The organism is Pantoea osteomyelitidis (assembly GCF_044342975.1).
Classification (GTDB): domain Bacteria; phylum Pseudomonadota; class Gammaproteobacteria; order Enterobacterales; family Enterobacteriaceae; genus Pantoea; species Pantoea osteomyelitidis.
The window spans coordinates 1,329,665-1,343,966 of sequence record NZ_JBGFSN010000004.1 but is presented as its reverse complement, the minus strand read 5'-3'; the positions used below and the strand labels follow the sequence as shown (position 1 = coordinate 1,343,966).

Here is a 14,302-nt window from a genome sequence, read left to right as displayed (position 1 = left end):
CTAAAATAAGTTTCTTGTTCAGACTAACCGATACCGCTTTCCCGAGCCAGCAGCCAAATATAAAGGAGAAGGGAATGACAATACTGGAAATTTGTTGCTATGGCGTGGATTGCGCAGTCGCGGCGCAGCAGGCGGGGGCAGACCGCGTTGAGCTCTGCGCGTCGCCGCGGGAAGGGGGATTGACGCCCTCGGCGGGTATGCTGGAAACGGTGCGGCGCGAAGTCACCATTGACGTCCATCCTATCGTGCGGCCGCGCGGCGGGGATTTTTGCTATACCGCGCGTGAATTTGAAGCGATGAAGTCGGATGTGGCGATGATGCGCGAGCTGGGTTTTCCCGGTCTGGTGATCGGCATGCTGGACGAAGATGGTCATATCGACCATGCGCGCATGCGGCAGATCATGATGCTGTGCAACGGCATGGCGGTGACCTTTCACCGTGCCTTTGACCTGTGCCATAGTCCGAAACGTGCATTGAAGGAGTTGACCAGTTTGGGTATCGCGCGCATTCTGACTTCAGGTCAGCAGCAGAGCGCGGAAAACGGAATTGCGATGTTACGGGAACTTAATCAGCTCAGCACGGGTCCAATCATTATGGCCGGTGCAGGCGTGCGGGTGAGCAACCTGCAAAAGTTTCTTGATACGGGAATCAAGGAAGTTCACAGCTCGGCCAGCCGTCTTGTTCCTTCCCCGATGCGTTACCGTAAAGCCGGTGTCTCCATGTGTTCCGAAGCCGAAACGGATGAATTCAGCCGCTACTGCGTGGATAGTGATGTGGTGGAAGCCATGAAAAGCGTGATGCAGATGAACCCCGACCGCGGGGCCTGATCGCCGATGATTTTGCCGCGCAGCACGCCGAAACCGACGTGATGTTTGCCTGTACCAAACCCCAGTATCTTGCTGGGGTTATTTTTGTCTGATGATCGGCTGCGGGTCGTCATGCTGACGCAGAAGCGGTTACACTTAAATCATCCTCCCTTACGGACGCCCAACATGAAACGCCTGATTACTCTGGCTTTAATGACGTTGACGGCCAACCTTGTCAATCACCCCGTTTTCGCCGCCAACTGCGGGCCGCTAAGCCAGATGGTCGCCAGCAGCAATAGCTGGATTATGCTGGGCGGCAACGCCAAAGGGGCAGTGCGTCAGGTGATTGCCGGCGAGTTCGGTAAAGATGTCAATTCGCAAAAGCGGGTGCTGGGTCAGTTCGATCCGTGCGGCGATTTGATGGTTGCCGATGTCAGTTATGACAAGATTGAGAGCAACGTGAAGCTGAGCATGGAGCAGCATATCGCCCGGGTGCAGGACGGCTGGGTCGGGGAATATGCTTATCTGGTCAGGGTGACAAAACAGGGCAAAGAGGTGGTGGTGGACAATCGTCAGGGCACGATTAACTGGCTGATGGGCCGCCAGGGCAATATCGTCAGCGCATCAGACAAGTTCACCAGTATGGGCAAAAGCGGTTTCACCGATACGACCTATCGCTATGACAAACAGCTCCGTCTGCAGGAAAGCGTTTCGCGCGGCACCGATAAGATGACCAACGGCGAAAGCCATTACCGCTGGAATCCGCAGGGGCTGGTGATCAGCACCCGCTCGTCACGCAGCGAAGATACCTACACCTACGATAAACAGTTTCGCGAGCTGCGGCTCGATGGCCGCGCCAGCACGCCGGTAAGCACCATTCGCTCGGTGGGCGAGTGCCAGCTTTGGGATGAGGTCGGAAACTGTACGCTGAGCTATCTGCACGAAACCGAGGTGTTTGAGCAGGGCACCATCGAGCGCCATCTCAGCTCGGCCTATAAATATGAATACTGGGATCGGCCAGTCGAGTAAATCGGGACGGCAATGGCCGCCCCGCAGGCGTTATTTCACCGTTTTGCTGAAGGCGTCCACCGCCAGAATGGCATTGGCGATATCTTCCGCCGACAGATTAGGATTAAGGTTTTTCAGCGTATCCCCTTCGCTGTTCGCCAGCGCGCCCACTTTCACCAGGTTTTCCCAGCTTTCGTTTTCCAGATGCAGTTCCTGCAAGGTGGTTGGCATCTTGATGGAGCGATAGAAACGGATATAGCGCGCGATTTCGTCATCGGGACGTTTTTCCAACACCATCTGCGTCAGCGTACCGTAAGCGACTTTTTCGCCGTGCGTCAGATGATGGATATCGCCGTCGATGGCGGTAAAACCGTTATGAATCGCGTGCGCGCCAGCGAGACCAGCATTTTCAAAGCCCAGCCCGGAGAGCAGTGTATTGGCCTCTACCACCGCTTCAACCGCTGGCGTAACGCGTTTCTGCTCTACGGCAGTGTAAGCGCTGTAGCCCCAGGTGAGCAGCGTCTCTTCGCAGGCACGGGCAATCGCCATACCGGCAATGGTAGGATCGCCATTTACCATCGATTTGGCATGAGAGCGCAGCACCGCCTGCGCCTCAACCCAGGTCGCCAGCCCGTCGGCGATGCCGGAGGCAAACAGGCGCACCGGCGCGCCAGCGCATACGGCGGTATCCACCAGCACCAGATCGGGATTTTTACTGTAGAAGCGATAGCTTTCAAACACGCCGTTGTCGGAATAGATAACGGAAAGGGCGCTGCAGGGAGCGTCGGTGGAGGCCACGGTCGGCACAATCGCCACCGGCTGTTTCAGCTCATCCGCCACCGCTTTCACCGTATCCAGCGTTTTGCCGCCGCCGAGACCCACGACGATATCACAGCCCTGTTCCTGCGCCAGCTTCGTCAGGCGGCTAATTTCATTGCCGGAGGCTTCGCCATTAAACTGTTGATAGTGGAATTCAATGCCGGAGGACGTTAATGCCTGCCCGGCGCGCTCGCCGATCAGCTTCCAGACAATCTCATCGGCGACAAGAAAAGCGCGGCTGCCCAGCTCTGCAACGTACTGGCCCAGCTCATCCAGCACGCCCGCGCCCTGAACATACTTCCGTGGTGAAGAGAAAATAAACTTACTCATAACCTCTACTCCTAACGTGAAAGAAAATTGTCGGCCTGACTTATCCTGGCACAACGCCAGAGACAGGCTTTAGCGAATGCTGGCAGGTTGCGAATAAATCTCATTTGATAACATCTTGTTATCCTCGTTTTAACCTTTCGCGGTTGCTATAGTACGGATAAATTTTTCAGGAAGATGACAATGACCGCGACGCTGATCTCCTTTCTTTTTGCCATTATCATACTCACCGTTACCCCCGGCTTTGATACCGCGTTGGTTCTGCGCACCTCTGCGGCTCAGGGCTGGCGACGCGCCAGCGCCACGGCGTTTGGCGTTACGCTCGGTTGTCTGGTTTGGGGCGTTGCGGTCGGGGTAGGGCTGGGCGCGCTGCTGCTGGCGTCAGAAATGGCTTATAACCTGCTGAAATGGATCGGCGCGGCGTATCTGTTATGGCTCGGCATCAACCTGCTGCTGAAACCCCGCACGGCGCTACAAAGCGCCGATAGCGATACGCGCGATTCGGGCGGCTATCTGGCGTTTTTCAGCCGTGGGCTGCTGGGCAACATGCTTAATCCCAAAGTCGGCGTGTTTTACGTCACTTTTCTGCCACAGTTTATTCCGGCGGGAGCGTCGGTACCCTTGTGGTGCAGCCTGATGGCGTTGACGCATATGCTGATTGGGCTGGTGTGGAATGCGTTGCTGATCGCGGGCAGTCACTATTTCGCCCGGCAGCTGCGCCAGCCGGGCGTGATCAAAGTGATGGATCGCGTAACGGGATGCGTATTTATTGGTTTTGCGGCGAAACTGGCGTTGTCTCGCCGCTGAGCATCAGGGCTTGCGCGCCACCAGCACGGCGCGTAGCGGGGCGGGATAGCCTTCCACCGTTTTGCTGCTGTCGCGAGGATCAAGGAATTCCGCCAGAGACTCGCTGGTCATCCAGTCGGTGCGGCGCTGCTCTTCCGTCGAGGTGACGGCATAGTCGACGATGCGGACATCGACAAAGCCGCACTTCTCCAGCCAGTTTTTCAGCGCGTCGGCGGAGGGAATAAAGTAAACGTTGCGCATCTGCGCGTAGCGTTCGCCCGGCACCAGCACATCGTTCACGCCGCCTTCAATTACCAGCGTCTCCAGGACCAGCTCACCCTCGTTTACCAGCTGATTTTTCAGCTGTAGCAGATGATCCAGCGGCGAGCGACGATGATAGAGCACGCCCATGGAAAACAGGGTATCAAACGCCTTCAGCTCTGGCAGTTGCTCAATGCCTAACGGCAGCAGATGGGCACGACGATCGTCGCCCAGCAGCTTGCGCACCGCCTCAAACTGACAGAGAAACAGCTGCATGGGATCGATGCCGACCGCCAGCTGCGCGCCGGCACCCACCATGCGCCACATGTGATAGCCGCTGCCGCAGCCCACATCCAGCACCGTGCGGCCCGACAGCGGCGAGATATGCGGCAATACGCGCTGCCACTTCCAGTCGGAACGCCATTCGGTATCGATATGGGTGCCATACAACGAATAAGGGCCTTTGCGCCATGGCATCAGGTTACGCAGCAGCTTTTCAATGCCCTGACGCTGACGATCGCTGAGGTCGTCGCGATCGACGCTCACGCTGTGCAGCAGGTCGAGCCGCTGCGGCGTAAGCTCAGGCAAATGCTCAATCGATCTTTCCCAGTTGCGAAAGTGACCGTGCAGGTTTTCCCGCTGCCAGGCGGCAATCTGCGCCGGCAGCACTTCCAGCCAGCTGGCGAGCGGGCCGGTAGCGATCTGCTGATAAAATTTGCCGAAGTCGATCATTTCAGCGCCACCAGTGAACCAAAGTTAAAGCACTGGAACCACAGCTCCGCGTGAGAGAAGCCCGCCTGTTTGAGACGCGCCTTATGAGTTTCCACGCTGTCGGTGAGCATCACGTTTTCCAGCATGCTGCGCTTCTGGCTGATCTCCAGCTCGCTGTAGCCGTTGGCGCGCTTGAAGTCATGGTGCATGTTGAACAGCAGCTCACCCACTTCCGCATCCTCAAAGCTGAATTTCTCCGACAGCACCAGCGCGCCGCCCGGATTCAGCCCCTGCCAGATTTTGCTCAGCAGTTGCAGACGCGCATCCGGCTCAAGAAATTGCAGGGTAAAATTCAGCACCACCAGCGAAGCGTTCTCGATGGGAATATCGCGGATATCCGCTTCGATGACGTTAACCGGCGTGTCGGCGCGGAAGGCGTCGAGATGGCGGCGGCAGCGCTCCACCATCGCCGGGGAGTTATCCACTGCCACAATGGTGCAGCCCGGTACATGAATATTGCGCCGGACGGACAGGGTGGCGGCGCCCAGCGAGCAGCCGAGATCGTAAACGACGCTGTCGGGCTGGACAAAGCGCTCCGCCAGCATGCCGATCATGGAAATAATATTGGAGTAACCGGGGACCGAGCGCTGAATCATGTCCGGGAAGACTTCAGCCACGCGCTCGTCAAATGTCCAGTCACCCAGCCTTGCAATGGGGGCGGAAAATAGCGTATCGCGGTCAGACATAACAAAAAATCCGAAGAGACGACGGAAAGGGCGCTATTCTGGCAGAAAGTGTTGTCTGCTGCATCCTTTCACTCAGTGTAGCGTCAATACCAGCTCCCAGGGCAGGTAGATGAGATTAAACACCACCATGCCGCACAGGGAAAAAAGCGTCAGCATCATGCCATATTTGCGCCAGCGCATCAGGCTGTGACGCAGGCCGCGTATGTGGATCAGGCGCGCAAGAAAAAACAGCAGGCCGGTCAGATGCAGCATCCAGATATCCGCGCCGTTCATCTCCATCAGCACCAGCAGCAGCAAAGCCAGCGGAACCGTTTCAATGGCGTTGCCGTGAATGCGGATCGCCATCTGCAACGCATAAAAACCGCCATCGCCGTGCGCCACACGGTACTGACGACGGTAACTCACAACATTCAGGGCCAGCTTCATTACGAGCAGGGCGCCAAACACAACGTAAAGGGCGCTGACCATCAGGCACTCCAATAGAAATTCGGGCAGCGGCTATCATAGCGGCGAAAAAAGGCGCTGTCCCGCATCACTGCGCTGTTATAGCTGAAAATCGCGCTCAGAACAGGGCGCTCTGCTGCGGCCAGTCGGGCGGCGGGCCGAGGTCAGGGGCGATCTGTTGAAGCTGCGGCCAGAGCGCCTGTACTAAAGGAAACACCTGGCCCATATCGGGGGTATGGATAAACAGCATCGGTGTGCTCTCCTGCTGCCAGGCAGCCAGCGTACTCAGCCAGGGCTGAAACAGCGGCACGCTTTCCTCCACGCTGTCGCTGCCGATAAAGCGCACCATCGGCTGGCTGCCGGTGCGCACCGCATGAGGCGGCACGCGCGGCTTTTTGCTGCGCGCATCAATCGCGGCGGGGCTTTGCGAGCGGGAGGCGTGAACCGGCCTGCTGTCGAGGATCACCCGGTTGATGCCGCGCGCCAGCAAACCGCGATTCAGCGCGCGCTCCGCCTCGCCCTTGTTAAAGAAAGCCTGATGTCGCACCTCGACGCCATAGGCGAAGCGGCGCGGCAAGCCATCGAGAAAGGCCCAGAGCGCATCCAGCTGGGCAGGGGAAAAGGCGGCGGGCAACTGCAGCCAGTATTGTCCGATGCGATCGGCCAGCGGATCCAGGGTGCGGAAAAAATCCGCCTGCAGATCGTCGGTATATTGCAGCCCGGATTGATGGCTGATGGTGGCCGGAAACTTGAAGCAGAAGCGAAAATGTTCGCTGGTCATGTCGCGCCAGCGCAGCACCGTCTCCGTTTTCGGTACGGAGTAGAGCGTGGTGTTGCCTTCGACGCAGTTAAAGTAGCGCGCGTAATCTGCGAGGGTTTCCAGTCCCAGACGCTTCCAGTGCGCATGTTGCCACTGGGGTAAACCGATACGAATGGTCACTCCTGGCTCTCCGTCAGAGGTCAAATTACCTTGTATGTTAGCGCGTTTATCACGCCAGCGAGCGATTACGCGTGCAAACGGCGATGAAATGTCCGCTTTGGCGCGGCTCTACTTATCCTGGCTGGCTTTTTCCATTATAATGACCGCCTTTTTTGCGGCAGCATCACAGAAGGTTATGCGGCCGGATGCTGCCAGGCTGCAGCGGCGAAGTTAAAAGGATAGCGTTATGCGTACAGAATATTGCGGACAGCTCAATCTGTCTCATGTAGGTCAGCAAGTCACTCTTTGCGGCTGGGTCAATCGCCGCCGCGATCTGGGCAGCCTGATATTTATCGATATGCGCGATCGCGAAGGCATCGTTCAGGTCTTTTTCGATCCCGATCGACAGGAAGCTTTCCAGCTGGCGTCTGAGCTGCGCAACGAATTCTGTATTCAGATCAGCGGAACCGTGCGTGCGCGCGACGACAAGAATAAAAACCCCGATATGGCCACCGGCGAAATCGAGGTGTTTGCCACCGATCTCACCATCATCAACCGCGCCGAGCCGCTGCCGTTGGATTCCAACCAGAACAACAGCGAAGAGGCGCGTCTGAAATATCGTTATCTCGATCTGCGTCGCCCTGAGATGGCGCAGCGTCTGAAAGCGCGCGCGCGCATTACCAGCTTCGTGCGTCGTTTCATGGACAGTGAAAACTTCCTTGATATCGAAACGCCGATGCTGACCAAAGCGACGCCGGAAGGCGCGCGCGACTATCTGGTGCCGAGCCGCGTCCATAAAGGCAAATTCTACGCGCTGCCGCAGTCGCCGCAGCTGTTCAAACAGCTGCTGATGATGTCCGGCTTCGACCGCTACTATCAGATCGTAAAATGTTTCCGTGATGAGGATTTGCGTGCTGACCGCCAGCCGGAATTTACCCAGATCGATGTGGAAACTTCCTTTATGACCGCGCCGCAGGTGCGTGAAGTGATGGAGCGTCTGATCCGCGAGCTGTGGCTGGAGGTGAAGGGGGTTGATCTCGGCGCGTTCCCACAGATGACCTTTGAAGAAGCGATGCGTCGCTACGGTTCCGACAAGCCCGATCTGCGTAACCCGATGGAGCTGGTAGATGTGGGCGATCTGCTGAAGTCAGTCGAGTTCCAGGTCTTCTCTGGTCCGGCCAACGACGCCAAAGGCCGCGTAGCAGCGCTGCGCGTGCCGGGCGGCGCGCAGCTGAGCCGTAAACAGATTGACGAATACGGCAAGTTTGTTGAAATTTACGGCGCGAAAGGGCTGGCCTGGATGAAGGTCAACATGCGCGCCGACGGCCTGGAAGGGGTACAAAGCCCGGTAGCGAAGTTCCTGAATGGCGACATCGTGGAAGCGATTCTGGCACGCAGCGGCGCGCAGGATGGCGACATCATTTTCTTCGGCGCCGATCGTGCGAAAGTGGTGGCGGATGCGCTGGGCGCGCTGCGTCTGAAAGTAGGCCGCGACCTGCAGATCACCAACGATAAAACCTGGGCACCGCTGTGGGTGGTTGACTTCCCGATGTTTGAAGCGGACGACGAAGGCGGCCTGGCGGCGATGCACCATCCGTTCACCGCGCCGCGTGACATGAGCCCGGAAGAGCTGAGCATTGCGCCGGAAAGCGCCATCGCCAACGCATACGACATGGTAATCAACGGCTATGAAGTGGGCGGCGGTTCAGTGCGTATTCATAACGGCAAGATGCAGCAGGCGGTATTCACCATTCTGGGCATCAATGAGCATGAGCAGCGCGAGAAGTTCGGCTTCCTGCTGGATGCGCTGAAATACGGTACGCCTCCGCACGCGGGCCTGGCTTTTGGTCTGGATCGTCTGGTGATGCTGCTGACCGGCACGGACAACATCCGTGATGTGATCGCCTTCCCGAAAACCACGGCGGCAGCCTGTCTGATGACGGAAGCGCCGAGCCTCGCTAATCCGGCTGCGCTGGAAGAGCTGGCTATCCAGGTAGTGAAAAAAGAGAAGCCTGCAGGCGACAGCGCAGAGAAGCAATAATGGCTTACAAGCATCCCGTGTCGGTATTGGTGGTGATTTTTGCGCGCGATACTGGCCGGGTGCTGATGTTGCAGCGGCGTGACGATACGGCGTTCTGGCAGTCGGTAACCGGCAGCCTGGAGGCAGGCGAGACGCCGTTGCAGGCGGCGCAGCGGGAAGTGATGGAGGAGCTGGCGATTGATGTGGTGGCGGAGCAGTTAGCCGTCGAGGATTGCGGACGACAAATCGAGTTCGAAATCTTTCCGCACTATCGCCATCGCTACGCGCCGGGCGTGACCCATAACCGTGAGTTCTGGTTTCGTCTGGCGCTGCCCGCCGAGCGCGAGGTTATCCTGACGGAACATCTCGCCGCGCGTTGGCTCTCCCCGGCTGACGCCGCCACATTAACCAAGTCCTGGAGTAATCGCCAGGCAATTGAGGAATTTATCTGACAGCCGATCCGGGCGTGTTTTTACCGCCCCGATCCTGTGTATATTCCTCATACACGAACGGTATCGGTAAACACATTACCGTTCAACACCTGAAACGGACGTTGACACTCAAGCAAAAAGCGTCAGCGTCGCACCAAAAAAAGCAGGCGTAATTGGCGCAGCGAGGTTGTTCGCTGCCAGCGCGCAGCAACCAGAGCGTACTTCTGTACGTGAGGATGATTCGCGTTGCTCACCCCTTCGGGGCCGCCTTTTCAAGGCGTTCAGGTTGTGCAAGCAACCTGTGCGAGCACTGCTGGCGGACAAGATCGCAAGCAAGATAGCCTGAACGATGCCAGGATCGGAGAAAAAATCAGATGGCGGGACACAGTAAGTGGGCAAATACCAAGCACCGCAAAGCGGCGCAGGATGCCAAACGCGGTAAAATCTTCACCAAAATCATTCGTGAGCTGGTCACGGCGGCCAAGCTGGGCGGTGGCGATGCGACCTCTAACCCGCGCCTGCGTGCGGCGATGGACAAAGCGCTCGCCAACAACATGACGCGCGACACCATGGATCGCGCCATTGCGCGTGGCGTGGGCGGTGATGATAACTCCAACATGGAAACCATCATTTATGAAGGCTACGGGCCGGGCGGCACCGCCATTATGGTGGAATGCCTGAGCGACAACCGTAACCGCACAGTCTCTGAAGTGCGCCATGCCTTCACCAAAACCGGCGGCAACCTCGGCACTGACGGCTCCGTCAGCTACCTGTTCAGCAAAAAGGGCATTATCTCCTTCGCGCCGGGCCAGGATGAAGATAGTCTGATGGAGGCAGCGCTGGAAGCGGGTGCGGAAGATGTGGTGACCTATGACGACGGCGCCATCGATATTTTTACCGCCTGGGAAGATCTGGGGACGGTGAAAGATGCGCTCGACGCGGCCGGACTGAAGGCGGACGGTGCTGAAGTCTCAATGATCCCCTCGACCAAAGCAGAAATGGATGAGGAAACCGCGCCGAAGCTGCTGCGTCTTATCGATATGCTGGAAGATTGTGACGACGTGCAGGAAGTTTACCACAACGGTGAAATTTCTGACGAGGTGGCGGCTACGCTGTAATGGCGTATACGCAATGGCCCGCCGGAGGCGCAGCATGGCGATAATTCTTGGCATCGATCCCGGCTCGCGCATTACTGGCTATGGCGTAATCCGGCAAACCGGCCGCCAGTTGAGCTATCTCGGCAGCGGCTGTATTCGCACCAACGTCACCGATCTGCCGTCGCGCCTGAAGTTGATCTATGCTGGCGTGACGGAGATCATCACCCAGTTCTCGCCCGATTATTTCGCCATTGAACAAGTGTTTATGGCGAAAAACGCCGACTCGGCATTAAAGCTGGGGCAGGCGCGCGGCGCGGCGATAGTCGCTGCGGTTAACCTCGATCTGCCGGTGTTTGAGTATGCGGCGCGCCAGGTCAAGCAGACCGTGGTAGGTATCGGCAGCGCAGAGAAAAGCCAGGTGCAGCATATGGTGCGCACGTTATTGAAACTGCCCGCGAATCCGCAGGCGGATGCCGCAGATGCGCTGGCTATCGCCATCACGCATTGTCACGTCAGCCAGAATGCCAGCCGCCTGAGCGACAGCAAACTCACGCTGACGCGCGGCAGGCTGCGTTCCGGCTAGGCGGGCGCACGCCAACAGGTTGTTTTCAGGCTGGATATTCATCCAGCCTTTTTTATGTTATAAATCCTGCCTCATTCTTATTTTAAGGAAGCGTTCAGGTGATAGGTCGTTTACGTGGCAACATTCTGGAAAAACAGCCGCCGCTGGTGTTAATTGAAGCGAATGGCGTGGGTTACGAAGTGCATATGCCGATGACCTGTTTCTATGAGCTGCCTGAACTCAACCAGGAAGCGGTGATCTTTACCCAGTTTGTGGTGCGTGAAGATGCCCAGCTGCTGTTTGGCTTTAACAGCAAGCAGGAGCGCACGCTGTTTCGCGAGCTGGTTAAGGTAAACGGCGTCGGACCGAAGCTGGCGCTGGCGATCCTCTCCGGCATGTCTGCGCAGCAGTTTGTCACTGCCGTTGAGCGTGAAGAGGTCTCCACCCTGGTGAAACTGCCTGGCGTGGGCAAAAAAACCGCTGAGCGTCTGGTGGTGGAGATGAAGGATCGTTTCATCGGCATGCATGGCGATCTGTTTGGCGGCGACGCGGCCTTTACGCTAAGCGCGCCTTCCGCCACGCCTGCCACCAACGATGCTGAAGCCGAAGCGGTTTCGGCGCTGGTGGCGCTGGGTTATAAACCGCAGGAGGCCAGCCGCATGATCAGCAAGGTTGGCCGCCCCGAGGCGGATTGTGAGACATTGATTCGCGAAGCGCTGCGCGCCGCCATCTGAGGTAAAACATGATTGAAGCCGATCGCCTGGTTTCCGCCGGCACTATTAACGAAGAAGAGAGTCTTGACCGGGCTATCCGGCCAAAATTTCTCGAAGAGTATGTCGGCCAGCCGCAGGTGCGCGAGCAGATGGAGATCTTCATCAAAGCCGCGAAAATGCGCGGCGACGCGCTGGATCATCTGCTGATTTTCGGTCCTCCCGGCCTGGGTAAAACCACGCTGGCGAATATCGTCGCCAACGAGATGGGCGTGAATCTGCGCACCACCTCCGGCCCGGTGCTGGAAAAGGCGGGCGATCTCGCCGCGATGCTCACCAACCTTGAGCCGCATGACGTGCTGTTTATCGACGAAATCCATCGCCTGTCGCCGGTGGTGGAAGAGGTGCTCTATCCGGCAATGGAAGATTATCAGCTGGATATCATGATTGGCGAAGGACCGGCGGCGCGTTCGATCAAGCTCGACCTGCCGCCCTTTACGCTGATTGGCGCTACCACCCGCGCCGGTTCGCTGACCTCGCCGCTGCGCGACCGCTTCGGCATTGTGCAGCGTCTCGAATTCTATAACGTGGCGGATTTGCAGCACATCGTCAGCCGCAGCGCGGCCTGCCTCGGCTTAAGCCTGAGCGAGGAAGGGGCGCGGGAAGTGGCGCGTCGCGCGCGCGGCACGCCGCGTATCGCCAATCGGCTGCTGCGCCGCGTGCGTGACTTTGCCGAGGTGCGGGCAGCAGGGGATATGAGCGGCGAGGTGGCGGCCAGCGCCCTTGATATGCTGAACGTTGACAGCGAAGGCTTCGACTATATGGACCGCAAGCTGCTGCTGGCGATTATCGACAAGTTTACCGGCGGCCCGGTCGGGCTGGATAACCTGGCGGCAGCGATTGGCGAAGAGCGGGAAACCATCGAAGATGTGATTGAACCCTTCCTGATCCAGCAGGGCTTTATTCAGCGCACGCCGCGCGGCCGGATGGCGACGCAGCATGCGTTTCGTCACTTCGGGCTGACGCGCGAAGCGTAACCGGCCTCTCAGTTGGCCGGTTTTTTTATCATACTAAGAATAAACAGCACGGCGGCGCAGAGCACCACGGACGGACCGGCAGGCGTATCGTAAAACGCTGAAAAACACAGGCCGCCGCTGACGGCAGCGATGCCGCATACCACTGCCATTCCCGCCATCTGTTCCGGGGAGCGGGCGAAGCGCCGCGCGGTCGCCGCCGGAATGATCAGCAACGAAGTAATAATCAGCGCGCCGACAAACTTCATCGCCACGCCGATGGTTAGCGCCGTGACCAGCATCAGCATCATGCGTGTGCGCTGAATGTTCACCCCGTCCACCTGCGCCAGCTCCGGACTGATGGTCATCGACAATAGCGCGCGCCACTGCCACGCCATCACCACTAACACCACCATCACGCCGCCGCCAATGGTCCAGAGATCCTGAGGCGTCACGGCCAACAGATCGCCGAACAGGTAGGCCATCAGATCGACGCGCACGTCAGACATCAGGCTCACCACCACCAGACCCAGCGACAGCGCGCTGTGCGCCATAATCCCCAGCAGGGTATCGATCGCCAGGTGTGGACGTCGCTCCAGCCAGACCAGACCCAGCGCCAGGCAGACAGTCACCAGAATCACTGCATAATAGGGATTCACGTTCAGCAGCAGGCCGAACGCCACACCGAGCAGCGAGGCGTGGGCAAGGGTATCGCCAAAGTAGGACATGCGGCGCCAGACCACAAAAGACCCCAGTGGACCCGCCGCCAGCGCCAGCATCACGCCGCCCAGCCAGCCCGGTAGTAATAATTCAATCATGATGGACCCTGTCCCTTGCGTAAAACGATGCGTCCCTGAAGGTCGTGACGGTGATTATGCTGATGGCGATAGAGCGCCAGCTGCTGCGCGCCGCGCGGGCCGAACATGGCGATAAATTCCGGATGTTGGGAAACCGCCTCCGGCGTGCCTGAGCAACAGATATGATGGTTTAGGCAGAGCACCTCGTCGGTTTTCGCCATCACCAGATGAAGATCGTGCGAAACCATCAGCACGCCGCAGTTAAGCTCCTGGCGCAGCTGATCGATCAGATCATAGAGCGCGACCTGGCCGTTCACATCCACCCCCTGCGTCGGCTCATCCAGCACCAGCAGCTGCGGCTGATTCAGCAGCGCCCGCGCCAGCAGCACGCGCTGGGTTTCTCCGCCGGAGAGTTTTTGCAGCGGCGCGTTGAGCAGATGGCCCGCCTGCACGCGTTTAAGCGCAGGCAGAATCCCTGAGGCAAGGCTTCCGGGCGACAGGCGCATAAAGCGTTCCACCGTCAGCGGCAGGGTAGGATCGATATGCAACTTTTGCGGCACATAACCGATGCGCAGACCGGCGCTGCGCTGGACTTTTCCGCCCGTGGGGGCTATCAGGCCCAGCACAACGCGCACCAGCGTCGATTTGCCGGCGCCGTTTGGGCCGAGCAGCGTCAGGATGCGTCCGGGGGCCAGCGACAGGCTGATGCCGGAGAGCACCGGGCGTTGGTCAAATTTGACCGAGACATTTTCAAGCGAGACGAGTGATGACATGTTATTTACAGGTTGCACCAAATTTCGAATGTTATAATATCACATCCCATCACTGGGTCACGATGGAATGAA

Annotated in this window: 16 protein-coding genes; 9 read left to right on the top strand and 7 right to left on the bottom strand. The window is 58.2% G+C overall.

Features of this window, described 5'->3' with window-relative positions; translation table 11 throughout:
* The first annotated feature begins 74 nt into the window (after positions 1-74).
* Together cutC and ABU178_RS11450 are read left to right on the top strand one after the other, a co-directional pair.
* Positions 75-827 (top strand): copper homeostasis protein CutC, encoded by a 753-nt coding sequence (cutC, locus tag ABU178_RS11455; RefSeq protein ID WP_397214880.1) that lies wholly within the window; start codon positions 75-77, stop codon positions 825-827.
* 192 nt (positions 828-1,019) lie between these two features.
* Entirely contained in the window at positions 1,020-1,835 is an 816-nt protein-coding gene (locus ABU178_RS11450; RefSeq protein WP_397215782.1) for a hypothetical protein, read from the top strand.
* Between the two features lie 30 nt (positions 1,836-1,865).
* On the opposite strand, the gene ABU178_RS11445 is transcribed toward ABU178_RS11450, so the two are convergent.
* Positions 1,866-2,963, bottom strand: a complete 1,098-nt coding sequence (locus tag ABU178_RS11445; RefSeq protein WP_397214878.1) for a glycerol dehydrogenase — start codon at positions 2,961-2,963, stop codon at positions 1,866-1,868.
* Positions 2,964-3,143: 180 nt separating this feature from the next.
* Between ABU178_RS11445 and ABU178_RS11440 the strand changes: the two genes are divergently transcribed.
* Entirely contained in the window at positions 3,144-3,767 is a 624-nt protein-coding gene (locus tag ABU178_RS11440) for a LysE family translocator (protein ID WP_397214876.1), read from the top strand.
* A 3-nt stretch (positions 3,768-3,770) separates the two neighbouring features.
* On the opposite strand, the gene cmoB is transcribed toward ABU178_RS11440, so the two are convergent.
* From cmoB to ABU178_RS11420, 4 genes are all read right to left on the bottom strand, one after another.
* Positions 3,771-4,739, bottom strand: coding sequence for a tRNA 5-methoxyuridine(34)/uridine 5-oxyacetic acid(34) synthase CmoB (cmoB, locus tag ABU178_RS11435; protein WP_397214874.1), 969 nt, complete (start codon positions 4,737-4,739; stop codon positions 3,771-3,773).
* On the bottom strand, positions 4,736-5,464 hold the full coding sequence (gene cmoA, locus ABU178_RS11430) for a carboxy-S-adenosyl-L-methionine synthase CmoA (RefSeq protein ID WP_397214872.1): 729 nt from the start codon (positions 5,462-5,464) through the stop codon (positions 4,736-4,738). The genes cmoB and cmoA overlap by 4 nt, the downstream gene beginning before the upstream one ends.
* Positions 5,465-5,536: 72 nt before the next feature.
* Entirely contained in the window at positions 5,537-5,932 is a 396-nt protein-coding gene (locus ABU178_RS11425; protein WP_397214870.1) for an MAPEG family protein, read from the bottom strand.
* A 94-nt stretch (positions 5,933-6,026) separates the two neighbouring features.
* The gene (locus ABU178_RS11420; protein ID WP_397214868.1) at positions 6,027-6,848 is read right to left on the bottom strand and encodes a DUF72 domain-containing protein; all 822 of its coding nucleotides are present in this window, start codon (positions 6,846-6,848) and stop codon (positions 6,027-6,029) included.
* A 226-nt stretch (positions 6,849-7,074) separates the two neighbouring features.
* Between ABU178_RS11420 and aspS the strand changes: the two genes are divergently transcribed.
* The 6 genes from aspS to ruvB all read left to right on the top strand — a co-directional run bounded on the left by aspS (position 7,075) and on the right by ruvB (position 12,684).
* Entirely contained in the window at positions 7,075-8,868 is a 1,794-nt protein-coding gene (gene aspS, locus ABU178_RS11415; protein WP_397214866.1) for an aspartate--tRNA ligase, read from the top strand.
* Positions 8,868-9,299: a dihydroneopterin triphosphate diphosphatase gene (nudB, locus tag ABU178_RS11410; RefSeq protein WP_397214864.1), complete on the top strand. Its 432-nt coding sequence runs from the start codon at positions 8,868-8,870 to the stop codon at positions 9,297-9,299. Before aspS ends, nudB begins: the two co-directional genes overlap by 1 nt.
* Positions 9,300-9,652: 353 nt before the next feature.
* Positions 9,653-10,396, top strand: a complete 744-nt coding sequence (locus ABU178_RS11405; RefSeq protein WP_397214863.1) for a YebC/PmpR family DNA-binding transcriptional regulator — start codon at positions 9,653-9,655, stop codon at positions 10,394-10,396.
* A 34-nt stretch (positions 10,397-10,430) separates the two neighbouring features.
* Positions 10,431-10,958 (top strand): crossover junction endodeoxyribonuclease RuvC, encoded by a 528-nt coding sequence (ruvC, locus tag ABU178_RS11400; RefSeq protein WP_397214861.1) that lies wholly within the window; start codon positions 10,431-10,433, stop codon positions 10,956-10,958.
* A gap of 98 nt (positions 10,959-11,056) precedes the next feature.
* Complete coding sequence (gene ruvA, locus ABU178_RS11395) at positions 11,057-11,671, top strand: Holliday junction branch migration protein RuvA (protein ID WP_397214859.1); 615 nt, start codon at positions 11,057-11,059, stop codon at positions 11,669-11,671.
* Positions 11,672-11,679: 8 nt separating this feature from the next.
* Positions 11,680-12,684: a Holliday junction branch migration DNA helicase RuvB gene (gene ruvB, locus ABU178_RS11390; RefSeq protein ID WP_397214857.1), complete on the top strand. Its 1,005-nt coding sequence runs from the start codon at positions 11,680-11,682 to the stop codon at positions 12,682-12,684.
* Positions 12,685-12,692: 8 nt separating this feature from the next.
* On the opposite strand, the gene znuB is transcribed toward ruvB, so the two are convergent.
* Together znuB and znuC are read right to left on the bottom strand one after the other, a co-directional pair.
* Entirely contained in the window at positions 12,693-13,478 is a 786-nt protein-coding gene (gene znuB, locus ABU178_RS11385; RefSeq protein WP_397214855.1) for a zinc ABC transporter permease subunit ZnuB, read from the bottom strand.
* Positions 13,475-14,230, bottom strand: a complete 756-nt coding sequence (gene znuC, locus ABU178_RS11380; protein ID WP_397214853.1) for a zinc ABC transporter ATP-binding protein ZnuC — start codon at positions 14,228-14,230, stop codon at positions 13,475-13,477. Before znuC ends, znuB begins: the two co-directional genes overlap by 4 nt.
* Positions 14,231-14,302 lie beyond the last annotated feature (72 nt).